Origin of the sequence: Psychrosphaera aestuarii (assembly GCF_017948405.1) — a bacterium.
Classification (GTDB): domain Bacteria; phylum Pseudomonadota; class Gammaproteobacteria; order Enterobacterales; family Alteromonadaceae; genus Psychrosphaera; species Psychrosphaera aestuarii.
This window is the reverse complement of record NZ_CP072844.1, coordinates 2,490,190-2,513,671: the sequence shown is the minus strand read 5'-3', so window position 1 is coordinate 2,513,671 and position 23,482 is coordinate 2,490,190. Positions and strand designations below refer to the sequence as shown.

General features: G+C 39.8%; 21 protein-coding genes and 1 tRNA gene. 16 read left to right on the top strand and 6 right to left on the bottom strand.

What is annotated here, in order from left to right; all coding sequences use genetic code 11:
• Positions 1 to 54 precede the first annotated feature (54 nt).
• Together tyrS and J9318_RS11485 are read left to right on the top strand one after the other, a co-directional pair.
• A complete protein-coding gene (tyrS, locus tag J9318_RS11490) occupies positions 55 to 1,254 on the top strand; it encodes a tyrosine--tRNA ligase (protein WP_210560059.1) in 1,200 nt (399 codons plus the stop codon).
• 249 nt (positions 1,255 to 1,503) lie between these two features.
• The gene (locus tag J9318_RS11485; protein ID WP_210560058.1) at positions 1,504 to 3,846 is read left to right on the top strand and encodes a S9 family peptidase; all 2,343 of its coding nucleotides are present in this window, start codon (positions 1,504 to 1,506) and stop codon (positions 3,844 to 3,846) included.
• A gap of 88 nt (positions 3,847 to 3,934) precedes the next feature.
• Here the strand turns inward: J9318_RS11485 and J9318_RS11480 are convergent, their stop codons facing one another.
• Both J9318_RS11480 and mutH read right to left on the bottom strand, forming a co-directional pair.
• Positions 3,935 to 4,507, bottom strand: a complete 573-nt coding sequence (locus J9318_RS11480; RefSeq protein ID WP_210560057.1) for a DUF1415 domain-containing protein — start codon at positions 4,505 to 4,507, stop codon at positions 3,935 to 3,937.
• Between the two features lie 31 nt (positions 4,508 to 4,538).
• Entirely contained in the window at positions 4,539 to 5,216 is a 678-nt protein-coding gene (mutH, locus tag J9318_RS11475; RefSeq protein ID WP_210560056.1) for a DNA mismatch repair endonuclease MutH, read from the bottom strand.
• A 137-nt stretch (positions 5,217 to 5,353) separates the two neighbouring features.
• Here mutH and rppH point away from each other — a divergent pair, with 137 nt between their 5' ends.
• From rppH to feoB, 11 genes are all read left to right on the top strand, one after another.
• Entirely contained in the window at positions 5,354 to 5,944 is a 591-nt protein-coding gene (gene rppH / locus J9318_RS11470) for an RNA pyrophosphohydrolase (RefSeq protein ID WP_210560055.1), read from the top strand.
• Positions 5,945 to 5,956: 12 nt separating this feature from the next.
• Positions 5,957 to 8,236 (top strand): phosphoenolpyruvate--protein phosphotransferase, encoded by a 2,280-nt coding sequence (gene ptsP, locus J9318_RS11465; RefSeq protein WP_210560054.1) that lies wholly within the window; start codon positions 5,957 to 5,959, stop codon positions 8,234 to 8,236.
• Between the two features lie 12 nt (positions 8,237 to 8,248).
• Entirely contained in the window at positions 8,249 to 9,058 is an 810-nt protein-coding gene (locus J9318_RS11460) for a sulfite exporter TauE/SafE family protein (protein WP_210560053.1), read from the top strand.
• Positions 9,052 to 9,870 (top strand): prolipoprotein diacylglyceryl transferase, encoded by an 819-nt coding sequence (gene lgt, locus J9318_RS11455; protein ID WP_210560052.1) that lies wholly within the window; start codon positions 9,052 to 9,054, stop codon positions 9,868 to 9,870. Before J9318_RS11460 ends, lgt begins: the two co-directional genes overlap by 7 nt.
• A gap of 31 nt (positions 9,871 to 9,901) precedes the next feature.
• Positions 9,902 to 10,753 (top strand): thymidylate synthase, encoded by an 852-nt coding sequence (locus J9318_RS11450; protein WP_210560051.1) that lies wholly within the window; start codon positions 9,902 to 9,904, stop codon positions 10,751 to 10,753.
• Positions 10,754 to 10,886: 133 nt separating this feature from the next.
• A complete protein-coding gene (locus J9318_RS11445; RefSeq protein WP_210560050.1) occupies positions 10,887 to 12,143 on the top strand; it encodes a sterol desaturase family protein in 1,257 nt (418 codons plus the stop codon).
• Positions 12,133 to 14,616 (top strand): TonB-dependent receptor, encoded by a 2,484-nt coding sequence (locus J9318_RS11440; protein WP_210560049.1) that lies wholly within the window; start codon positions 12,133 to 12,135, stop codon positions 14,614 to 14,616. The genes J9318_RS11445 and J9318_RS11440 overlap by 11 nt, the downstream gene beginning before the upstream one ends.
• A 75-nt stretch (positions 14,617 to 14,691) precedes the next feature.
• Entirely contained in the window at positions 14,692 to 15,354 is a 663-nt protein-coding gene (locus tag J9318_RS11435; RefSeq protein WP_210560048.1) for a hypothetical protein, read from the top strand.
• A 43-nt stretch (positions 15,355 to 15,397) separates the two neighbouring features.
• Positions 15,398 to 15,799 (top strand): DUF2750 domain-containing protein, encoded by a 402-nt coding sequence (locus J9318_RS11430; protein ID WP_210560047.1) that lies wholly within the window; start codon positions 15,398 to 15,400, stop codon positions 15,797 to 15,799.
• 139 nt (positions 15,800 to 15,938) lie between these two features.
• The gene (locus J9318_RS11425) at positions 15,939 to 16,175 is read left to right on the top strand and encodes a FeoA family protein (RefSeq protein ID WP_210560046.1); all 237 of its coding nucleotides are present in this window, start codon (positions 15,939 to 15,941) and stop codon (positions 16,173 to 16,175) included.
• 3 nt (positions 16,176 to 16,178) lie between these two features.
• A complete protein-coding gene (gene feoB, locus J9318_RS11420; RefSeq protein WP_210560045.1) occupies positions 16,179 to 18,005 on the top strand; it encodes a ferrous iron transporter B in 1,827 nt (608 codons plus the stop codon).
• Positions 18,006 to 18,057: 52 nt separating this feature from the next.
• On the opposite strand, the gene J9318_RS11415 is transcribed toward feoB, so the two are convergent.
• The 3 genes from J9318_RS11415 to J9318_RS11405 all read right to left on the bottom strand — a co-directional run bounded on the left by J9318_RS11415 (position 18,058) and on the right by J9318_RS11405 (position 20,178).
• Entirely contained in the window at positions 18,058 to 18,663 is a 606-nt protein-coding gene (locus tag J9318_RS11415) for a class I SAM-dependent methyltransferase (RefSeq protein ID WP_342345690.1), read from the bottom strand.
• 106 nt (positions 18,664 to 18,769) lie between these two features.
• Entirely contained in the window at positions 18,770 to 19,300 is a 531-nt protein-coding gene (locus J9318_RS11410; protein WP_210560043.1) for a peroxiredoxin, read from the bottom strand.
• A gap of 56 nt (positions 19,301 to 19,356) precedes the next feature.
• On the bottom strand, positions 19,357 to 20,178 hold the full coding sequence (locus J9318_RS11405; RefSeq protein ID WP_210560042.1) for a putative RNA methyltransferase: 822 nt from the start codon (positions 20,176 to 20,178) through the stop codon (positions 19,357 to 19,359).
• 179 nt (positions 20,179 to 20,357) lie between these two features.
• On the opposite strand from J9318_RS11405, the gene J9318_RS11400 reads away from it, so the two are divergent.
• The 3 genes from J9318_RS11400 to rimI all read left to right on the top strand — a co-directional run bounded on the left by J9318_RS11400 (position 20,358) and on the right by rimI (position 21,385).
• Positions 20,358 to 20,434 (top strand) — tRNA-Trp (locus J9318_RS11400).
• Between the two features lie 127 nt (positions 20,435 to 20,561).
• Positions 20,562 to 20,924, top strand: coding sequence for a hypothetical protein (locus J9318_RS11395; protein ID WP_210560041.1), 363 nt, complete (start codon positions 20,562 to 20,564; stop codon positions 20,922 to 20,924).
• Between the two features lie 47 nt (positions 20,925 to 20,971).
• Complete coding sequence (gene rimI / locus J9318_RS11390) at positions 20,972 to 21,385, top strand: ribosomal protein S18-alanine N-acetyltransferase (protein WP_210560040.1); 414 nt, start codon at positions 20,972 to 20,974, stop codon at positions 21,383 to 21,385.
• Between the two features lie 24 nt (positions 21,386 to 21,409).
• On the opposite strand, the gene J9318_RS11385 is transcribed toward rimI, so the two are convergent.
• A complete protein-coding gene (locus J9318_RS11385; RefSeq protein WP_210560039.1) occupies positions 21,410 to 23,449 on the bottom strand; it encodes a fused MFS/spermidine synthase in 2,040 nt (679 codons plus the stop codon).
• Positions 23,450 to 23,482 lie beyond the last annotated feature (33 nt).

The window sequence follows — 23,482 nt, the reverse complement described above, 5'->3', positions numbered from 1 at the left end:
CTCGGCTTGCAGTACACTGCAGGCCATTATTTTTTCATATCAAAAGCCTAAGCCATGACAGATATCAATCAAGCGTTTGCAGAGATTAAACGCGGAGCAGATGAAATCCTGCCAGAACAAGATTTAATCGATAAACTTAAAACCGGTAAAACACTAAAAATTAAAGCCGGATTTGATCCTACTGCGCCTGATTTACATTTAGGCCACACCGTTCTTATTAATAAGTTAAAAACGTTCCAAGACTTAGGTCATGAAGTTATCTTTTTAATCGGTGACTTTACTGGCTTAATTGGTGATCCAACTGGAAAAAGTGCAACACGTAAACCTCTAACCAAAGAAGACGTGTTACGTAACGCCGAAACCTATAAAGAGCAAGTATTTAAAATATTAGATCCGGCAAAAACGACAATTGCATTTAATTCTACTTGGTTTGATAAGTTCGGCGCCGCTGACATGATTAAGCTCGCAGCACGTCAAACCGTTGCTCGTATGTTAGAGCGAGATGACTTTAAAAAGCGTTATGCTGGTGGTCAATCAATTGCAATTCATGAGTTTTTATATCCACTTGTGCAAGGCTGGGATTCAGTAGCACTAGAGGCTGATGTTGAGCTAGGTGGTACAGATCAACGCTTTAATTTATTGATGGGCCGTGAACTACAAAAAGAAGAAGGTCAAACTCCGCAATCTGTATTAATGATGCCATTACTCGAAGGCCTTGACGGTGTTCAAAAAATGTCTAAGTCATTAAATAACTATATCGGCATTACGGACGCACCAAACGATATGTTTGGTAAAGTAATGTCAATAAGTGACGAATTAATGTGGCGTTATTACGATTTATTGAGCTTCCGTCCGTTAGAAGAAATCGCGGATCTGAAAGCACAAGTTGAAGCGGGTACTAACCCTCGCGACATCAAAATTGATTTAGCGAAAGAGTTAATTGCGCGTTTTCATTCAGAAGATGATGCACAAGCTGCGCACAATGACTTTATTAAGCGTTTCCAAAAAAATGCATTACCAGACGACATTCCAGAAATAAATGTTCCTGCGACAGAAGCTATGGGCATCGCAAATGTTCTGAAAGAAGCGGGCTTAGTCGGCAGTACATCTGAAGCAATGCGAATGATCAAGCAAGGTGCGGTAAAACTTGATGGTAAAGAAAAAGTAACCGACAGTAAGATGATGGTTGAGCTAGGTGCACCGCAAATTTTCCAAGTCGGAAAACGCAAGTTTGCTAAAATCACTTTAGGCTAATCTTGTTAGCTCTAGTTAAGGTAAATTGAACTAAGTAAATTCACTTTACCTAGTTGTATAACAGAACGTATTAATTCGTTTTCATCATTGATGAGTTATAAAAGCCAGTCTTAGACTGGCTTTTTTGTTATTTGATCGGGCAATTTCGCACAACCAACAAAATCAATGATAGTGTTGGCATCATAGTAATAACAATTTTCAAACTATTCTTAATCACTATAAAACACATATAAAGGGGAGAGCCTAGCAATGTTGGTGAAAAAGCTTACTTTGCTAATGACTGCAGCTTTGGTTGTAACTGGTTGTGCAAACTTAAATAGCACAACAGCACCTCAAGAAAAGCCTCAGGAATTATCATTAGAACGTATTTATAAAGATCGCGAATTTAAAAGCGAACGTGCCACTTATTTTAAATGGCTAAAAGATGGATCTGGTTATACGGTTTTAGAAAGACGTAAAGCAGAGGTCATCCCTGCAAAAAATAAAGACGGTGAAGTGGCAAGCGATATTGATGCCCTCGAAGACAAAGATGCCGATAGCGCAAATGGTATATCGGGCAATGATATCGTTTTTTATAACCCGGACAGTTCGGGTCGTAAGGTATTAGTTAAGTTTGAACACTTAATACCGGACGGTCAGAAAGAGCCTTTGAGCATAGAAAGCTACGATTGGTCAAAGGATGGCAAATGGCTTATGGTTTTTACCAATGGTCAGAAGGTCTGGCGTTCAAGAAGTCGCGGTGACTTTTGGTTATTAAACTTAGAAACTAATGAGCTAATGCAACTAGGTGGCGAGACACCAGCTGAAGCTAAGTTGATGTTTGCTAAGTTTTCACCAGACAGCTCAAAAGTGGCTTACGTACAAGACAATAATATTTTTGTACAGCCTGTGGGTAGCAATAAAGTGACTCAGCTAACTAATGATGGCAGTGATATTATTGTTAACGGCAATTTTGATTGGGTGTATGAAGAAGAGTTTTCTATCCGCGATGGTTTCCGTTGGAGCCCAGATAACAAAAGCATTGCCTATTGGCAGTTAGATACATCTGGCGTTAAAAACTTCATCATGATTAATAATACTGATGAGCTTTATCCTACTTTAACGACATTCCCATATCCAAAAGCGGGTGAACAAAATTCAGCGGTTAAAGTTGGCGTTGTTAACCTGAAAGATAAAAAGACACGTTGGGCTGACTTAAAAGGCGATAATCGTGACCGTTACATTCCACGCATTAGCTGGGCAGGCAATGGCCAGTCTTTGCTAATTCAAGATGTGAACCGTCCGCAAAATACCAATAAACTATGGATTTTTGATTGGCAGGCTGGTGATCTAACTAATATTTATACAGATAAAGACGAAGCATTTTTAGAGTGGTTCTATGATGCTAAGTTTATTAATAATGGCCAGGACTTTATTTGGCATAGCGAACGCGACGGTTGGCGTCATCTTTATAAAGTATCTCGCGATGGTCAACGTATTGTTGATTTAACACCAGGCGATTATGACATTGTTGATATGTTAGGGGTTAGCGAAGAGAAAAACGCATTGTTTTTTACTGCATCTCCAAAGGACGTATCGCAGCGCTACTTATTTAAAGCAACACTAGACGGCTCAGAACCTGTAAAGCGTATTACTCCAGAACAATATGCGGGTACAAACAACTATTACATGTCGGAAGATACGTCTTGGGCGCGTCACTCCTTTAGTCAATTTGCGGCACCAAATATTCGTCAGGTTATTTCGGTTAATGATCATAAAGCAATAAAAAGCTTAGTGAAAAACGAAAAACTAAAAGAGCAACTAGCACAAGAAAACTTACCGAACCATGAGTTTTTCCAAGTAGAGGCACGCGATGGCGTTAAGCTTGATGGTTACATTATGTTCCCGCCAAATATGGACAAAACTAAGAAATATCCAATTATTTTTTATGTTTATGGTGAGCCATGGGGGCAAACAGTAAAAGATAGCTGGAGAGGTAATAGCTACCTTTGGGATTCTATGATGACGCAAAAAGGTTATATTGTTGCATCAGTAGATAATCGTGGAACAAGAGCGCCAAAGGGGCGTGACTGGCGTAAGTCTATTTATAAAAAACTAGGCGATATTACCGCTCGTGATCAGGCCGATGCATTAGATGAAATGGCTAAACGTTGGTCGTTTATTGACACAGATCGTGTTGGCGTTTGGGGACATTCTGGTGGTGGTACGCAAACACTAAACTTACTATTCCGTCATAGCGATAAATATAAAGTCGGTGTTGCTGTTGCAGCAGTTCCAGACTTAAGCCTTTATGACACTATTTATCAAGAGCGCTATTCGGGCAACCCTAAAACCGACCCAGATTCATACAAAAATAGCTCGGCATTAAACTTTGCTGATGGTTTGGAAGGTAAGCTGTTGCTCATTCACGGTACTGGCGATGACAACGTTCATTATCAGGGAGCTGAACGTTTAATTAATGAATTGATTAAACATAATAAACAGTTTGAATTCATGTCTTACCCTAATCGAAGCCATGGTATTTATGAAGGTAAAAACACGACACTTCACCTAAAAACGCTGTTAAGAGATTTCTTTATTAAGAATCTATAATGAGCGACGATAAAACGTTTTAATTCAAAAGGCGCCTAGGCGCCTTTTTTCATCTTTGTTACTAGATACTTGCTGTTCAAATATGTCGCTATTCGGATATATTGTCATTCAGGTGTGGAAATAAGCGGTTAATGTCAGGCCCAGTTAGCGCCTCCATTACATTTATATTACGCTGCGGAATCTGCTCCGGATTTGGGTATTGTTTTAATACTCGGCTCATACTGTCTTCACGAATAATGTGAATGATTGGGTAAGGTGCTCGGTTAGTTAAATTCTCTCTAGCATCTTGTTCCGCGCCCTCAAATTGGTAGTCTGGATGAAAGCTTGCCAACTGAAAAATACCTTCAAAACCTAAATCCTCATTTATAGCGTTAGCGGTATTTAGAAAGTCTAAGTAGACATAAAAATCTTCTAGCAAATTAGGGATAACAAATACAGTTGTATCGGTTCTTTCAGCAGGAGTTTTATATAAGCTAGCTAAAGCAGCAGCAAAATCTTCGCCAATATCCAACATGGAGTTTCGCTGACTAATGACGATTTCTATTTGCTGTTGGCTACGAGGCTTTTTGGCAAAGGGACATAAATTTAGGCCAATGACGACATCGTCAAGCCACTGCCAAACTTGGCTTTCAATATTCTGATGTTCAGGTGACATGTTCATTGTATTTACTCGTGCTAATTACTGATATGTCTTAATCTAGACGAAACTTTCGTTTTAGTAGGTTATGCGTAAATTGACTGCGTAAGTAAAAGCCTTTTGGTGGAGCCATTGTAGGTGCCCCTGATTTATCTATCGCGGCGGTTCTTACGCTAGAGTCTGCAGCTTTTGGCCTCAATTGAATGACTTCACCATGGTGTGCGGTGATTTTATCGTGTTCGCCCATTACTATCATGTCCGTGAGCTCTTGCCAGTCCTGTTGCAATAACTGCTCTGATTGTGCATCCATTTCCCATAAAAAGGGCATAGCAACTTGCCTTTGAGGAACAGGAATATGGCGTTCTGCGACAATGGGCACCCAAAGTACATGTTTGAGTTTTTTATAAACACCGCTGTCTCGCCACTGATGACCAGACGTCATGATTAAAGGCGCAACACATACAAAGGTGGTTTCTAGTGGTTTTCCGGATGCTGAAATGGGTAACGTTTTAAGCTCCACACCAAGTTCTTGAAAATCAGGCTCTGGAAGGTTGCCGGCTGTGGCTCCTAAATAAGCTTCTAGTAATTGACCGCTCCAACCTTTATCCACTAATAAGTTTTCCGGCACCATAACTTGCAACTCTTCGGCAATTTCTCCTAACGACATACCTGCGATGGCGTCAATTCTAGTTTGCAATTCAGTAATCGTTTTTGGCGGGTTGGGTAAATTCATATCAATTAACTTTGTTATTTTGAATAGTTATTATCTAACGTCCATTTAATTGATGCTAGTGCTAATTTACGTTTGCGCTAATACGCGGTTTATGGAAGAATCAAATCATATAATAGAATAAAAAGACAGGTGAAACTGTGATTGATGCCGAAGGGTTTCGACCTAATGTTGGCATCGTGATTTGCAACCACAAAGGTCAAGTGTTTTGGGCCCGTCGTTACGGACAACACTCTTGGCAGTATCCTCAAGGTGGCGTGGATGAAGGTGAAACGCCTGAACAAACCATGTATCGTGAACTTGAGGAAGAAGTGGGGCTTAAGCCAGATGATGTAGAGATTCTGGCAGTGAGTAAAAACTGGCTGCGCTATCGATTACCCAAAAGGCTTATTCGCCGAGAAAGTATGCCGATTTGCATAGGTCAAAAACAGAAATGGTTTTTACTGCGCTTGCGATGCAAAGAATCCGATGTAGATTTATTAAAGTCCAATCATCCAGAGTTTGATGACTGGCGTTGGGTAAGTTATTGGTACCCAATTCGAAATGTCGTCTCATTTAAAAGAGATGTCTATCGAAGAGTAATGAAAGAGTTCGCTCCTATTGTTATGCCAATGGGCCGGCAGCAGTTTCCTCGCGGGGAGCATACTGGCGGAAAAACGGTTAATCACCGTTTTAAAAGGCGAAATCAAAAGTCTCAACAACAAAGGAATAAGCCACAGCAGCAACAATAACGCTAAAATATTATGCTAGACGAACTGAGACGCATTACCCACAACTTTGTCCAAGAGCCAAACCTAGACTTGGCTCTTGCCAGTCTCGTCAGCGATATTAAATTTTGTTTAAATACTGATTGTTGCTCTATTTATCTTGCAGACCCAGATCAAAAATTACTACGATTAAAAGCAACTGACGGCTTAAACCCGGACGCGGTAGGTCAAACTATTATGCGTTTTGATGAGGGATTGACCGGATGGGTAGCGGAACGTGGTGAGCCAATTAAAGTCCATAATGCACTGCAACATATTCGTTTCAAACAGTTTCCAACAATCGAGGAAGATACCTATTCTGGATTTTTAGGGGTGCCAATTATGCATCGCCGTAAAATTTTAGGTGTTATTTCCCTTCAGCAATCTGAATCAAGATATTTTGAGCAGCAAGAAGAAGCTTTTTTAGTGACCTTGAGTGCTCAACTCGCCTCTACATTTGCCAATGTTACGTTAAGACTGCGCTCTGAACCCGACGAATTGAACCCACAAAGTGCTCTAGTACTTCAAGGTGTTTCTGGCGCAAGAGGCGTCGGTATTGGCCACTCTTATTTGGTACAAACCAATATTGAGTTTTCCGATGTATCACTAAAAAAGGTAGGCTCAGCAGAGCCTGAAAAGGCTAGGTACTTTAATGCAGTAGAAAATACTCGTGCTGACATTATTGAAATGACCAAGCGCATGGCTAATCAACTTCCAAAAGACGCATTGGCTATCTTTGATGTTTATCAACAACTATTGGAAGCGGCAAGCTTGGGTAATGAGGTTGTTGATAAGATTGAGCAAGGTTGGTGTGCCGTTTCGGCACTTAAAATTGTTGTCGAAAAGTATATTGCAGAATTTGAAAAAATGGATGATCCCTACATTAGGGAGCGAGCGGTTGATGTTAAAGATTTAAGTCGACGGCTACTGGAACATTTGACCGCCAAAGCCCATCGAGAACTGTCTATACCAAAATCAGCCATCATTATAGCCGAAGAAGTAACGGCATCTATGCTTGCTGAAATCCCAAGAGATCAAATTTCCGGTATAGTATCAATTAAAGGAGCTGAAAATTCTCATGCCGCTATTATGGCTAGAGCGTTAGGCATCCCAGCGGTTATCGGTCTTAGAGACGTTCCTATTCTTCAGTTAGACGATATTGAGCTTATTGTTGATGGTTATAACGGTACAGTATTCATCACTCCAAACGAAGCTATCGTGGATGAATACCGTAAGTTAGAGTCGGAAGATAAAGCCTTCGCCGACTTACTTAAAAAAGAGTCCAATGAGTTTGCGCAAACGCAATGTGGTCGAAGAATATCTATGTATATAAATTCAGGCATGGGATTTGAGGGCGATATTGCTGAGCAGCTTCATATCGAAGGTATAGGTTTGTATCGCACTGAATACCTATTTATGATGCGTCAGCGCTTTCCATCGGAACAAGAGCAACAGTCTTTTTATCAAGAAGTGCTAGGCGACTTTGAAGGTAAGCCTGTCGTGATGCGGACTCTAGATGTCGGCGGTGATAAACAGTTACCATACTTTCCAATTGTTGAAGATAATCCCTTTTTAGGTTGGCGTGGCATTCGCTTAACACTTGATCACTCGGAAATATTTTTGGTGCAAATCCGTGCCATGATAAAAGCCAACATCCTTACTAATAATTTGCATATCATGCTACCTATGGTGTCTGATATTGGTGAAATTGAAGAGGCATCAAGGTTAATTAAACAAGCGCACCGTGAAGTTGAGAAGGAAATGCAGGAAGCAGACGCCGGAGCTCATGTTCATAAACCTAAAATAGGTGTGATGATAGAAGTACCAAGCATGATCTTTCAGCTTAGTAAATTAAAGGGTAAAATCGATTTTTGTTCAATTGGTACTAATGACCTGACTCAGTACTTGTTAGCTGTCGATAGAAATAATGATAAAGTAGCAAGTCTTTATGATGCATACCACCCAACGGTACTTACCGCGATTAAGATGATTGCAGATGAAACGAAAAAAATTGGTATACCTTGCAGTGTTTGTGGCGAGTTAGCCGGCGATCCTGGTGGAGCTATGTTATTGACCGGCATGGGGTTTGATCGACTGAGTATGAACACTCAAAATATTCTTAGAGTGAAATGGGTGTTGAAAAAAGCACCATTTAAAATATTAGAAACGCTGGTAGATGATGTTTTACAGTGTACACGGCCTGACCAAGTCAAATTTAGAGTAAATCGAACAATATTGAATATTGGTGCTGCAGGAATACTCCGAGCCGGCAATTAATTTGGAAATTTAGTGACAGACCTTCTTATTTTTACACCTCTTTTAGGAATCGTAGCTGGCTTTTTATCTGGCTTGTTAGGTATAGGTGGCGGAATTGTTATCATACCGGTTCTGCTTTATCTATTGCCTCAATTACCTCAGGTTAATGATTCAAATGTTGCCATTATTTCGATTGCGACGTCGCTTTTTACTATTTGTATTACCGCGTTTTCCTCTGGTCGAAGTCATTATAAAAATGGCAACGTCAATTGGGCAATAACTAAACCTGTGGTGTTGACCGTGGGTATATCAGCGATTGTCGCTTCACAAATAGCCGTACAGTTATCATCAGCATGGTTAACCAAAATATTTGCAGTTTTACTTATGGTTCTAGCCTTATTAATGTGGCGCGGTAAACATGATATCGCAGACGACAAGTATAACGTAAGTCGGGTTAAGTTAGGATTTGGAGGCATACTTACTGGTACTTTAGCCTCTATGGCAGGTTTAGGTGGTGGCGCTATTTTAGTTCCCTATATGACTTTTATTGGTGTTCACGTAAGGCAAGCTATTGCAACGGCGGCAATTGCTGGTGTGGTGGTAGCCGTTTTTGGTACGTTAGGGTACTTATGGGCAGGTTGGAAATGGACATCTTCAGCAGACTTTTTAGGTTACGTTCACTGGCCAACGGCATTAATGATTATGGCATTTTCATATTTTTCAGCGCCATGGGGTGTAAAAGCTGGACAAAAATTACAACAAGCACAGCTAAAGAAGGTATTTGCCGTCTTTATGATGTTGGTTTCAATTAAATTATTATTAGAGGTATTGCAGGTTTGGTAGATCCAATTATATTTCCACAAATAGACCCAATCATTTTTTCTATTGGGCCGCTTGCTGTTCGATGGTATGGCTTAATGTACTTAGTAGGGCTTGGCTTTGCTTATTTTTTAGGGATGAAAGCAGTCAAGAGTGGACGTTCACCTTTTACAGAGCAACAACTCAGTGATTTATTATTTTATGGTTTCATGGGTGCCGTGTTAGGCGGTCGATTGGGTTACGTATTCTTTTATCAATTTGAGCGATTCATAGAAGACCCATCTTATCTCTTTATGATCCATCAAGGCGGCATGTCTTTTCATGGCGGTTTGCTTGGTGTCGTGGCGGTATTGTTTATATTTAGCCGTGTTACGAAACTATCTTTCTTACAAATAGGTGACTTTGTTGCGCCGCTAGTACCAATTGGTTTGGGTGCAGGCCGACTTGGAAACTTTTTAAATGCTGAGCTTTGGGGACGAACTACTGACGTGCCATGGGGCATTGTTTTTCCAAATGCAGGCCCATTACCACGCCATCCGTCGCAGTTGTATGAATTCTTTTTAGAAGGATTTGTTTTATTTTTTGTGGTTTATTGGTATTCAAAAAAACCAAGAGCCGTTGGGTCAGCAAGTGGTTTGTTCTTGATGGGGTACGGTTCTTTCCGATTTATCGTTGAATACTTTAGACAGCCAGATGATCATTTAGGTTTACTTACATTAGGCATGTCTATGGGACAGTGGTTGTCACTGCCGATGGCATTAGCAGGACTTGCCTTAATGGTGTGGTCAATAAAGACAAACCCCAAAGCCGATAATGGCAAATTAGTTACGCCGTAATCATTAACAATTAGTTTATTAGAGAAGCATTATGAAACAGTATTTAGATTTGTGTCGTCGAATTGTTGATGAAGGTGAGTGGGTAGAGAACAAACGGACAGGAAAGCGTTGCTTAACGGTTATTAATGCTGAGCTAAATTACGACGTAGCCGGCAATAAGTTCCCTATCATCACCACTAGAAAAAGTTACTGGAAAGCAGCAATAGCCGAATTACTGGGCTATTTGCGAGGGTATGATAACGCCGCTGATTTTAGAGCTATTGGCTGTAACACTTGGAACGCCAACGCAAATGACAATGATGCTTGGTTAAACAATCCTCATCGTAAAGGTGAAGATGATATGGGTCGAGTTTATGGCGTTCAGGGTAGAGCATGGGCTAAACCTGATGGTGGTTTTGTTGATCAATTAAGAAAGTTAGTTGATGACTTATCCAATGGCATTGACGATCGCGGCGAAATACTTTCATTTTATAATCCAGGTGAGTTTCATATGGGCTGTTTACGTCCATGTATGCATACTCATACTTTCTCTCTGTTGGGTGACACCTTGCACTTGACTAGTTACCAACGCTCGTGCGATGTGCCACTGGGACTTAACTTTAACCAGATTCAAGTTTTTGTATTGCTAGCACTTATTGCACAAATTACCGGGAACAAACCCGGTAAGGCTTATCATAAAATTGTAAATGCACACATTTATGAAGACCAATTAGAATTGATGAGAGATGTACAACTAAAGCGTGAGCCTTTTGAGTCGCCTAAGTTGCATATCAACCCTAAGATAAAATCACTGGAAGATATAGAGACTTGGGTAACACTAGATGACTTTGAAGTTATTGGCTACCAAAGTCACGAAGCGATTAAGTATCCGTTTTCGGTTTAAGATTTGTAACATTTCTAGTTGGCTTAAATCGCAATCAGCTAATTGCCTACAATAGACAAATCAATAACTTATGTTAGGCTAAAGTAATTAATATTATGCTCGCTAGAGCATTTCACTTAGCCAGAGTGACGATATGAACTTTGTAGCACTAGCTATTCCATTTTTTTTGTTATTAATTGTTATAGAGTTGTTGGTAGATAAGTGGCGACAATCAAACTACTTTTCACTTAATGACTCTATAAACTCCCTGCATTTGGGAGTTTTGAGTCAGCTTACAGGTCTTGCTAAAAAGGCGCTTCAGTTTTCGGTTTATGCCTGGATATTCCCATACATTTCATTATTCGAATTAAACAGCCAGTCTATCTGGGTGTGGATTGCAGGGTTTATTGTTTATGACTTTTGTTATTACCTTTATCACCGTTGCTCGCATGAAATAAATGGGCTGTGGGCTTCTCATGTTGTTCACCATCAAAGCGAAGAGTACAACCTAACCACAGCACTAAGGCAAACCAGTGGTGGCATTGTAAATTTTGTTTTTTATATACCTTTAGCAATTTTAGGCTTTGAGCCCATTGTATTTATTGCTGTTGGCTCGCTGAATTTGGTTTATCAATTTTGGGTCCATACGCGACACATAGATAAAATGCCGGCTTGGTTTGAATTTGTATTTGTAACACCAAGTAATCACCGTGTGCATCATGGTCAAAATCCGGTTTACTTAGATAAAAACCATGGTGGCGTATTTATATTATGGGATAGGATGCTTGGTACTTATCAGGAAGAATTGTCATACGAGCCGGTAATTTTTGGAGTGACAAAACCTTTGGCTAGTTGGAATCCAATTTGGGCTAACGTTGAAGTTTATTGGGGATTGTTACTCGACTCTTTTCGTACTAAAAAATGGCCTGATAAATTGCGTGTCTGGTATAAAAAAACCGGCTGGCGTCCGGCTGATGTAGCAACTAAATACCCTGATCCAGTTTTTGATCCATACCAGCAAGTTAAATTTGATGTTAAGAGCTCAAAAGGTCAAGCTTGGTACGTGATAATACAACACATTTTTACATTAGCACTTTCACTTGTTGTGTTGTATCAGGCACCAAATGTTGCAGCTGAATTTAATGTCATTACGTTACTTGTGATTGGCTTTGGTTTGCTCACTCTTGGTTATTATCAACAAAATACCAAGTGGTCGACATCATTAGAGGTTTTAAAAGTAGGAGCATGGTGTTTATTCATCTTGCTATCACCTTATCAATATATATGGCCCGTCGAGTTGGCGATTTCTTTCGCAATAATCAGCTTGTCTAGCTTGTTAATTATCCAATATTATAAAAATAACAAAGCGCATGTAGAACACATAGCGTCAGGGAATAAATATGCTAAATAATGCATCGATACTTGGCTTTAACAAAAATAAAATCTATCTAGCAACACTACTGGGTATATTGTCAGCCCCAGCATTTGCGAACGAGACGGTTAACGACCCAACTGAATCAGCTCCTGCTGAAAATAAAGGTCTTGAAGTTATTCAAGTGAGTGCGCAAAAGCGTGTTGAGAGTATTCAAGATGTACCAATAACGATTTCTGCATTTGGCGAAGCTGATATAGAAAAGATGGGCATTCAAAATGCCAATGATCTCGGCTTAATAACACCTGGTTTGGAAACAAATAACGCAACAGCGACGCAAACAACATTTAACATCCGCGGTATCACCACAAATGATATGGGTATTGGTTTAGATGCCGCGGTTGCTGTATATATCGATGGTGTATATGTTGGTCGTCGAGGCACATCCAATTTAAACTTTAACGATGTAGAGCGAGTAGAGGTTTTAAAAGGGCCACAAGGTACCTTGTTTGGACGAAACGCAGCTGCAGGGGCTATTCATATCATCACTAAAGCTCCGACTGATGATGATGAAGGTGCCATCCGCTTTACTATTGGCAGCCACAACAAACGCAAAGTTGAGGTGTCGGCGAATACCCAAATAGATGAAGAGTGGTCTTTTCGAGGTAGTTTTAATTCCAACCATCGTGGTGGATATTTAGATATTAAAGATAGTCATGAACAATATGGTAATCAGCGTGACTGGTCAGCAAGAGCTGCCTTATTGTGGAATGCGGCAGCTGATCTTGACGTTATTTTTAGAGCCGACTGGAACGACACAAATCAGCAAGCTCGTCCCGCAATTACGTTAAATACAGGGTTTGGTAATGGTGACCCATTTGCGCCTATTGAATTTGATTTTGAAGGAAAAGAAACGCGCGAAGCAGGCGGCATCTCGGCCGAAGTAAATTATTATAAAGATGGCTTAACTTTTACTTCTATAACGGCTTATCGTCAGTTCACACGTTATAACGCGATGGAAGATGATGGTTCGGCCTTTGAACGTGCCTATTTTGAAAGTTTGTTGGACGAAGATCAAAGTCAGTTTAGTCAAGAGTTTAGAGTGTCGAGTGAGCAAGGTGACTTTAAGTGGACTGCAGGTACTACCTTCTTTTATGAAGATATCGACCAAGACGTCGTTGCTAACTTTAATACACTGAGTTTTGATTCATTAGCAGCTGTGCAATTAGGTTTGGATCCTCGTATGGTGCCGAATATGCCAGTTGGACAAGGTGTTGCAGGTGCATACATGACCCTAGGCCCTGCACAAGCCCAACAAGCTATTGCGCTTGAAATACAACGCCGCATGATGTCGGGGATGAGCTTTGACGATGCCCAGTCTTCAGTAGGAATGGAGTTAGTTGGTGCTAACATCAATAAGTTGTTTGGCCAACATGAAGAGCGTTTTTATCACGCGGCTACCACAGCAAGTATTGCAGCTTACTTTGATGGTACATATGCAGTGACCGAAAAAATGGATGTCACACTAGGCTTGCGTTACACCTATGACGATAAGAATTTTAAACTGTTTTCGGAGCCTCAAAATAGCTATATTGTTCCTTATCAAGGTGCAGATGGTAATGTTGTTGGTGAAGTGCCATTGGCGGTTGCGTTCCAGCCGGAAGATGCTCAACAAGAAGAAAGTTGGGATAAATGGACACCAAGATTTGTAGTTGATTACAAATGGACAGATACGTTCATGACATTTATTTCATATGCAGAAGGATTTAAGTCGGGTGGGTTTAATGGCGTAGGTATTGCGCCTCCAGTAAAGGAAGAAACCGTCGTTAATACGGAAGTCGGAATTAAGTCATCGTGGTTAGATAATCGTATACGTTTTAATATTTCGGCTTACGACTATCAGTATAAAAATTTACAACAACTTGAATTGTTTGGTGCGCCAATTCCAACTTACAACCTACGAAACGTTGATGCGGAAGGCGAGGGTTTTGATATAGAAACCATAGTACAAATTACTCCGGATCTAATCTTGACGGCTAATTACGGTAAAACAATTGCCGAATATACTAAGTGGGACTTTTTTGAGGGTGAAACACTCAGTGATAGTCGTGTAGGAGAGCCTATTTCTGGGATGCCGGAAAATCAAGGTAACCTTCGTTTAGACTATTATTTTGAAGGACTTAATGGACAGTTTAATGCCCATGTCAGCTATGCCTTCACAGGCGATAGAACCCAAGGCGTAGAAGGCCCAACTCTAGCGATAATGCCATTTGAACCAGGCACTGTGACTGGTCTGAATGCAGACAATCACATTGAAGGATACTCTTTAGTAAATGCCCGTGTTAGCTGGCAAAGCGATAATCATCCAATTTATGCAGCTTTGTTTATCAGTAACGCACTGGATGAAAAATATTTACTCCAAACCGGTGGGCAGGCAATGGCGCTGGGCTCTCCAATCGCAACGCCTGGTTTGCCGAGAATGTTTGGTATTGAGTTCGGGATGGAATTTTAGAAGCTTGCTTTTTTTGATATGAAAAAATCTATCGCCCCATAGAAGGGGCGCTATGCATAGTTCAGGGAGAAATATATGAGTTATTTGGATACGTTGGGTGAGCTTGTTTTAATCGCGTCGTTATTAATGTTTATTATTAGCATCAATAAAACAAGTAAATTTGATTCCCCTTTTAGAAACTACCTTACGATAGCGTTATTGTTTATCGTTGTGACTGCATCATTTGGCGCAGCTAGGTTCGCAGGTGTAGAACAATTAATTAGTATTCATGACTTGTTGTCTTTAATTAGCGCTAAGTTAGCCATGGTGGTTTATGTATTTAGTTTGCCTGTTGTCATGTTATCTCAAGTGCTTAATCGGAATTATAAAGACTTAGAGGAACTCAGTATCAATTTTTCGATAAGCCCATTCAAAGTCATAAAACTTGCAAAATCGGCGATGGTGGCAATACTAGCCTTTAATGTATTAGCTATTATTTTCGATATCCAAGCCGCTAATCTTCTGTCGGACGTTGCAGTAATATTGGGTTTCTTATTATTTTCCCTAATTACCAAAGAGAAAGCTTTAGTTTATGGGGCAATTGTAGCATTAGTGTTGGTTCCCGCCAGTACTCAGCTTCATATAAGTAGTGACTTAAGTATGGCAGTGTTTCATTTATTGTTAGCGTTACACTTTTGGTTAATTAATAAAGTCTTCGTTAATTTCACTAAGGGGCAAGTTTTTGCTCAGGTAAGCTAAAGAAATGATTTACACTATGCATCAGAACATAAAAAGGTGATGTATGACACACAGTAAAATTGACTCAAGCCGATTTGTTGAAATTAAAAGTTGGGACCAAGATAAGCGATTAAAATATTTGTTAACGCAGATGTTAGAACAACAAGAAGTATGGATTTTAACAGACGAGCATGGCGCGGTTATGCTGACCACAGACGATGAAGATTGCATTCCTGTATGGCCTCACGAAGAGTTTGCAGCTGAGTGGGCCACTGGTGATTGGCAAGGCTTTGAAGCTAAATCGATTAGTTTAAAAGATTGGCAGGCTAAATGGACACGAGGCTTGGAAGATGATGAACTGTTAGTTGTCGCTTTTCCATTGCCTGATGAAGATGGCATCGTTATTGAACCGTATGAGCTGGAAGAAGAGTTAGAACAACAGAAACGTAAATCACGTAAGCGATAATCTTCAAGTATTCGGTAAGCACCTATATTAGGTGCTTTTTTTTGCTCCAATGATTGTTAAATAATAATCATTATCATTTAAAAGTTTATTTTAACGTCGTATACTTCAACACTAAATTAATCACTAAACGAGACTTAAAATGACGTTGTGGGACCTAGCCAAGTACAAAGAAGCTCGAATTTCTCACCTTTGTGATCAAATGTCAGGACCTATTAGTAATCGTTTAATAGAAATGGGTTTTGAAACAAATCAATTCGTAAAGTGCCTACGCCGAACACCATTGTCGGGCCCAGTTGTTATAGAGTTGGGTGATTCTGTCTACTCATTAGAGCAATCTATTGCTGAACAAGTTTTTATAGAAGGCATTGAAAATTAAGCCATGAAAAAAATTTTACTGGTTGGCAAACCCAATTGTGGAAAAAGTCTGTTATTCAATCAATTAACAGGCTTGAGACAAAAGGTGGCAAATTATCCTGGTGTTACCGTAGAAATTAAAACAGGCACGATGGCGCAGTTCGAGATAGTCGATTTTCCAGGCACTTATTCCATTAATAGTCTCTCTAAAGACGAACACGTTGCTGTTGAGCAATTAACTCAAAGAGTAAAACAAGCGGATACCGATGTTGTTGTTTGTGTACTAGATGCCACTAGGCTTGAACGTAGTTTAGTATTCGCTTTGCAGGCTCAGCAGTTAGCTAATCAATCAAATAAGCCCATTATCTTTGTTTTAAATTTTATTGATGAATTAAAACGGTTTGGTCATGAAATAGATTTAAATGCGCTTGCAGATGATTTAGGCGCACCTGTATATGCGTTGTCTGCTCGTTCACTGGACGGTATTTCGGAGTTTAAAGAAGCTTTACTTTCAGAGGATTATAAAAGAAGTTGCGCTTTCAAATCAGTGACGACGGCAAAATACGGTAACGATACAAAAGGTGTGGTCGCTTTTAGCCGCTACCTAGCAAAAAAATATGCGATTAAAAAAGATGTCGTTCTTCGAAACCAGAATAGAGTCGATAGCTTTTTATTAAATAGTTTATTTGGTTCAGTTGCCTTCTTAACAATTATGTTTTTACTGTTTCAAAGTATTTTCACTTGGGCAAGTCCATTGATGGATAGTGTTGAGGAGGGGATTGGAGTACTGGCTCAATTTGTTACTGGTTTAACTGGAAATGGCATAGTTAGTGACTTTTTAAATGATGCTATTTTTGGTGGTGTAGGCTCTTTCTTGGTATTTGTTCCACAAATCATGGTTCTTACTTTTATTATTGGTATTCTAGAAGACAGTGGGTATCTAGCAAGAGCGGCGCTGATTTGTCATAAACCTTTAAGCTTTTTTGGTTTGTCAGGTCGAAGTTTTATTCCTTATTTGTCTGGTCATGCATGTGCAATCCCTGCAATTATGGCCGCACGCACGATTGAGTCACCTCGTAAACGTTTGATCACCATGATGACCATTCCCTTAATGTCATGTTCAGCTCGTTTGCCAGTGTATGCACTATTAATCGCCGCATTTATACCATCTGATCGTTATTTGCTAGGTGTATTTAACCTTCAGGGTGTTACGTTTTTTGGCTTATACATGTTTGGTATTGTTACCGCACTCATTGTTAGCGCTTTGTTAAGCCGTTCAAAACTAACAGAACAAGAACAAACGGAAATGCCATTTATTTTGGAGTTGCCGAGTTATCGATTGCCACATTGGAAACCTTTAGCGCACAGGGTTATTAATAGCGGTGTTCAATTTATTCGTCGAGCAGCCCCAGTTATTTTTATGGTTGCCGTTGTGATCTGGACGCTTGGTTATTTTCCTTTAAACTCAGATTTACAAAGCTCTTGGTTAGGGACGATTGGCCACTTTATTGAACCTTTATTCTCACCATTAGGTCTAGATTGGCGTTATGGCGTAGCGATACTGATGTCATTTTTAGCTCGAGAAGTTTTTGTAGGCGCGTTAGGCACCCTTTATGGTATGGAAGGTGCCGATGAAAACATTGCCGGGCTTGCACAAAACATAATGAATGATGGTTTACCACTTGGCACTGGAATCGGCCTGTTAATCTTTTATGTGGTTGCACTACAATGTGTCGCTACTGTTGCGACATTAAAGGGTGAGACGGGAAGTAACCGGTTATCTTGGGGCTTATATGTTTTCTATGGCGTATTAGCTTATGTACTGGCTTATTTTGCCACGGTGATTATTTAGCGACGAATAAACGGTCATTGGGACTAAATTTGTTTTTATAACAAGAAGCCCGTTATGCGGGCTTTTTTAATAATATGACGTCTTGATCTTTGAACTCAAGTTCTAAATTGTAATGTTGCGCGATGTAAGAAAAGGTATCTTCGCTAAAAAAGCTGATGTGTGTCGGATCATTTTTATAATGCCAATGCTTAAAGCGTTGCTGACTTATTACTAGCTTTGTCATTATTGCCAGCATACCGCCGGGTTTAACTAGATTATAAAGCAGTGTAATGCCGGTTGCTGGCTCATTAAAGTGTTCAACGACTTCAGTACAAGTAACAAAATCATATTGTCGATTTAAATTAGATTTGTCGTCGTGGTAATAAATATCATAAAGGGACATTTTAAAACCAAGTCTTGATAGCTCCGTAGCCAGAGCTGGTCCCGGTCCACAGCCAAAATCTAAGCCTTCAATCTCAGCGAGGCTATTATAAAAATCATTAGTCGTTCGATTATTATTAGCAAAACATTCGGCGATATCAGCGTTGCTAAGTTTCGTAATTACAGGTTTCGCAACCCGACTCAAAAAGCCTAAATAGCCTATGTCTTCAAGTTGGTTATCGTGCTTATCATATTCTGCTTTTTCATTTTCAGAATTTAAGTGAAAGGGTTTCGGCACAAATACCAACTTACATTGTTGGCATTGAAAATAATCTCGGCGTTTGTCTTTATAGAAGTGTGCGACCTCGAGGTGGTCGCACAATGGGCATGTATGTTGGGGCTGTTTAGTCACTAACTGCCTCAAAACTTAGCATTTTCATATACTTCGCCATATCTTCCGCTGAGCTAGCAGGGCGAACATTTTTATCTATCATCACGATTTTACCCGTTTTGTCTATGTAAAAAGTGTGACGTTTTGCGTAACCCATAAAACTGACATCATACGCTTCTGCAACTTCACCTTTTGGATCGCTTAGTAATGGGAAGTCGGCTTTTGTTTCTTGCGCAAATCTTTTGTTATCAGAAACATCATCGGTACTTGCCATGAAATACTGTGCGTTGAAGTTCTTTAATAAATGACCATTTTCAGCTAGTGATTTACATTCAATTGTACAGCCAGATGTAAAGGCTTTCGGGAACCAAGCTAGTACCACGTTTTGTTTACCTTTGTAATCTGATAATGAGTAAGTTTTGCCGTCACTACCTTGCATGGTGAAATCAGGCGCTTGATCACCGACTTTTAATGATGCCAGGGAAGAGGCGCTAAATATCAATGTTGCAGCGAGTGTTATTGTGTTTACGAGTCTTTGTAACATGTTACTTTTCCTTATAATTAAACTAATCCGTTTTACGCCTTGCCAACGTTAACCGATCAGTTAAGAGAAGCGTTTGGTATATATTGTGAAATAATGAAATCCAGTGTAACAGTTAGCGGTAATAACGCTTGTAGTTTCTGTAAACTTTCCTCACTGGTTTTCCAGCCAAACGGAGTCATGGTAAGTAAGTTATTTAGTTGCTCAGAGCTACTAATAGTAATAGTGTTTTTAACATTCCAACTGGCACTATTTTCAAAAAACTCCGGTGGGCGAGGGGCTTCATGTAACTCGGCTGTTGGGTAAATAACCTGTTTTATTTCCAATAAATGGCTTGGGCCCGGTGAAACCGCTAAAATCTTTCCATTGTTATCTAAAATTCGCTGGCACTCTTTTCCAATTAAAGGGGCGAAAACGTTAACAATAAGATCTACAGATTTGTCAGAAAAGGGTAAATGGGCATTTGTTGCAACTGCATAATGCACCTCTTTATTTCGTTTGGCGGCATATTTTACGGCTGATTTAGAAATATCAATCCCATAAACTGAAGTCGCTTTTTGCTGCGCTTTAATTTCGCTGGTGTAATAACCTTCCCCGCACCCGAGGTCAACGATCAGTTGTGGGGCATTTTCGGTAACAAGCTCAATAAGTTTGTTACGCATAAATTCATAATGGCCAAGTTGCAAAAATTCGCGACGAGCAATAACCATATTCAAATCATCACCTGGATTAAGTGACTTCTTAAGCTGCACAGGCAACAAGTTGACGTAACCTTCTTTTGCATAATCGAAACTATGATTCGATGCGCATTTTAGCGTTTTATCTGTTTTGACTAAGTCTGCTGAACAAATAGGGCAGCTAAATTTTGGTTGGTCATTCATGTAGAGACTTTTTAAATAATTAAAGGCAAAAGAATTATAACTCACTCAGTTTTAAATTAAATGGCGTTTAGGTCCAGACTTTGTTCATTAAATGTCCGAACAGGCGGGAATCCTCAAATTAATTCAAAAATCCTCTTTACCTTAATCAAAGGCACAGTATAATTGCCGGACTTTGATGCAGGGGCGTAGTTCCAATTGGTAGAACAGCGGTCTCCAAAACCGATGGTTGGGGGTTCGAGTCCCTCCGCCCCTGCCAAGTCAAAGTAAACAATAGGCCGCTCACTGAAGCGGTTTTTTTGTATCTGAGATTTGGAGACAAAAATAATTGGTTGAAATCAGCATAATTCGATATCATCAGTTTTTATTTCAATATCGGTTTGCCAGTGTTTACAACTCACCAAATAGACTGCTTAAAAAAGCTGGGCATCCAGTTTTTAAAAACAGAGCCTGAAAAGTCGCCCAAGCATGATTTTGCCTCTATAGAAGTAAGTGAAACTACTAGCCATATTGAATTGCCTCAGGCGTTATTAAATGACTTAAAGGTGCTATTTCCTGCCTTAAAAGTCGATGGCAACAAAATTCAGTTAACTGAGCATTTTGTATGGTTGGTTGAGGCCAGAACAACAAGAGTGATAGCGACTAAAACACAACTAATAACGGCCCCATTTGAAAAGCTATCAATAGCTCATAAAAAACAAATTTGGGATAAGCTACAAGAAATTGTTAAAGCAACGTCAGCCTCATAATGAAAACCCGCCTAGAACCCCTTAACCACTCGCATATCGCAGAGATAATGGAAATTGAATTGAAGGCCCATTTGGCGCCCTGGACCGAACGAATCGTGAATCAGAGCTTTGGCCCAAGAAGTCACAATGTAGGGCTATTTAAAGTAGAAAAAAAGCAGTATCAATTAATAGGATATTACTTTTCTGATCACGTTGCTGGAGAAGTGTCGTTGGAAAACATTTGTATTTCAGAAGACTACCAAGGGCAGGGGCACAGCCGAACATTAATGGCAAACTTATTTGAACATGCAAATAGTATAAACGCCGAAGAAATATGGTTAGAGGTTCGAGAGTCAAACCTGCCAGCAGTGGCACTTTATCAGTCTTTGGGCTTTGAAACACAGAGTCTTAGAAAAAACTATTACTCTGTGCCCAATAGCTCTGAAAAAGAGCATGCCTTGTCGATGAAAAAAGTACTGTAGCCGTCAGCCGCTAATAATCCTAAATTACCACTTCATTACAGACAACAAACTTGAGAAATCATCGGTCCAAGACACACTGATACCAGGCTGCATAAGTTCTAGCGATGCGGCGTTGTTAATACGACGATCTTTTAAATAGCCTGGGTCATTAGTGAATATTACCCATTCAGTCGTGTGAATATCGCTTTGCTCAGACTCCGCTCTAAAATATAGTGCTGTCATCGATAGTTGTGCTGCAATACTTCGCATTACTGGCTTTAAGTCTAAATAGCTGTTTGATATGTGAAATGCTAAAAGGCCTTGTTCAGACAAATGGTGCCGATATAAATCAATAGCTTCCTTCGTTAATAGATGCACTGGAATTGAGTCACTTGAAAATGCATCCACAACCAGTAAGTCGAAGGCTTGCCGATCATCCATTGTCATTTCTTGCTCTAACGTTATTCTGGCATCACCCAACTTAATCGCCGTGCTGGCTTTAGACGAATTTAAATAGTCGAAATAACGCAATGCAACATCAGCAACATCAGGGTTGAGTTCGTAAAAAGTGTAGGTGTCGTTAGGTTGGCCATAATAAGCTAATGCACCAACCCCTAACCCAATTAAACCTACATTATTTGGTTTGCTTTTAAAATACGGTGTTTGTAACAGCAAACCAATACCAGAGTCTGGTCGATAATAACTAAGTGGCTCTAAATGACGGTTGTCTGCTTCAGTGGTCAGCCTTTGAGCACCATGCGATGTATATCCATCAACTAATCTTCGTTCAGGTTGTTTTAAAAGTGTTAAGTCTTTGACCGCTAATGTGCCGTAAAAGCTGCGAGTCTCGTAAACATTAAATTGATTAAATTGACTATTTAAAAATAAGAAAAAGGCGGTGAAAATGCCTAAACCAAATAGACTGGCTACAGCGACTTTTCCGTCATTAGAGTGATTCATTTTGTTTGCAAAAATTGATAACGCGGTAAACGCAAAAACGGCCGCAAACCCAACAATAAACTCGTAATATAAGCTGAAAATTTCGGTAGCAATAATAGATGCAAATATACTTCCCGCGCATCCACCGGCAGATAAAATAAGGTAAAACAAGGTAAGTTGATTAGTCTGAGGTTTTGTTTTAACAAGCTCACCGTGACAAATCATAGTAGCAACAAACATTGCTATTAAATACAACACAATCTGAGAAATAACGCCAAAATGGGTGCCGATAAAAAATAACAGTAATGCAATGAGTGAACACACGGCGAAGGTAACAAGCCAATACCATCTAACGTAAATCCGTTCATCGTGGAAAGTTAATATAAAAGTTAACAAATAAAGGGCCAGAGGCATAATCCATAGAAATGGAATTGGCGGAATGTTTTGTGTCATTTTACTAGTGGTAGCCACTAATAATATAACGCCGGTCGCGGACAATAAAAACCAAGTGACCATCGTTAAGTATCCAGCGCTTTGTGATTCTACCTTTTGTTGCTGTCCCGTGCCTGCTGGTTCATCCCGGTTGTTCAAATCACTATGAACATTACTCAACGATATTTTACTCTGCTTGTAGACGGTAAAAATGCTCATGCTGATAACAACAGTGAACGCAAGGTAAGCAATTGACCAGTAGGCTGTTTGTTGGTTTAACGTGAGTTGATATTCAATTAAAAATGGATAGCTAAATAAAGCGAGTAAAGCGGCAATGTTAGAAACTGAATATAGCTTGTAGGTCTGTGACTTATATTCAGTTTGGCCGAACCAATGTTGTATCAATGGTGCGGTTGCTGACAAGACAAAATAGGGAATGCCGATGCTAAAAAAGAGTAACGAAAAAATGTTCCAAAACGGTGATTGGAGTTCAATAAATGCTGATTGAGACCACTCATTTGATATTGGCATAAGCGTTGCTGCAATCAACACAAAAATGGCGTGTGCTTTGGCTTGGAGAGCAGTAGACTTAAGCTTACTGATTAAGAATGAGTATAAATACCCAGCTAGCAATATGGTTTGAAAAAATAACAAACATGCGGTCCAAACACTACTACCACCACCTAAATTAGGTAACAGCAATTTTGCATACATTGGTTGAACAGCAAATAGCAAAAAGGAACTTAA

Excerpts from the sequence above, each read along its gene's own strand:
- tyrS (WP_210560059.1), top strand. The coding sequence starts at position 55 with ATGACAGATATCAATCAAGCGTTTGCAGAGATTAAACGCGGAGCAGAT.
- J9318_RS11485 (WP_210560058.1), top strand. The coding sequence starts at position 1,504 with ATGTTGGTGAAAAAGCTTACTTTGCTAATGACTGCAGCTTTGGTTGTA.
- J9318_RS11480 (WP_210560057.1), bottom strand. The coding sequence starts at position 4,507 with ATGAACATGTCACCTGAACATCAGAATATTGAAAGCCAAGTTTGGCAG.
- mutH (WP_210560056.1), bottom strand. The coding sequence starts at position 5,216 with ATGAATTTACCCAACCCGCCAAAAACGATTACTGAATTGCAAACTAGA.
- ptsP (WP_210560054.1), top strand. The coding sequence starts at position 5,957 with ATGCTAGACGAACTGAGACGCATTACCCACAACTTTGTCCAAGAGCCA.
- J9318_RS11450 (WP_210560051.1), top strand. The coding sequence starts at position 9,902 with ATGAAACAGTATTTAGATTTGTGTCGTCGAATTGTTGATGAAGGTGAG.
- J9318_RS11445 (WP_210560050.1), top strand. The coding sequence starts at position 10,887 with ATGAACTTTGTAGCACTAGCTATTCCATTTTTTTTGTTATTAATTGTT.
- J9318_RS11440 (WP_210560049.1), top strand. The coding sequence starts at position 12,133 with ATGCTAAATAATGCATCGATACTTGGCTTTAACAAAAATAAAATCTAT.
- J9318_RS11435 (WP_210560048.1), top strand. The coding sequence starts at position 14,692 with ATGAGTTATTTGGATACGTTGGGTGAGCTTGTTTTAATCGCGTCGTTA.
- J9318_RS11430 (WP_210560047.1), top strand. The coding sequence starts at position 15,398 with ATGACACACAGTAAAATTGACTCAAGCCGATTTGTTGAAATTAAAAGT.
- J9318_RS11425 (WP_210560046.1), top strand. The coding sequence starts at position 15,939 with ATGACGTTGTGGGACCTAGCCAAGTACAAAGAAGCTCGAATTTCTCAC.
- feoB (WP_210560045.1), top strand. The coding sequence starts at position 16,179 with ATGAAAAAAATTTTACTGGTTGGCAAACCCAATTGTGGAAAAAGTCTG.
- J9318_RS11410 (WP_210560043.1), bottom strand. The coding sequence starts at position 19,300 with ATGTTACAAAGACTCGTAAACACAATAACACTCGCTGCAACATTGATA.
- J9318_RS11405 (WP_210560042.1), bottom strand. The coding sequence starts at position 20,178 with ATGAATGACCAACCAAAATTTAGCTGCCCTATTTGTTCAGCAGACTTA.
- rimI (WP_210560040.1), top strand. The coding sequence starts at position 20,972 with ATGGAAATTGAATTGAAGGCCCATTTGGCGCCCTGGACCGAACGAATC.
- J9318_RS11385 (WP_210560039.1), bottom strand. The coding sequence starts at position 23,449 with ATGTATGCAAAATTGCTGTTACCTAATTTAGGTGGTGGTAGTAGTGTT.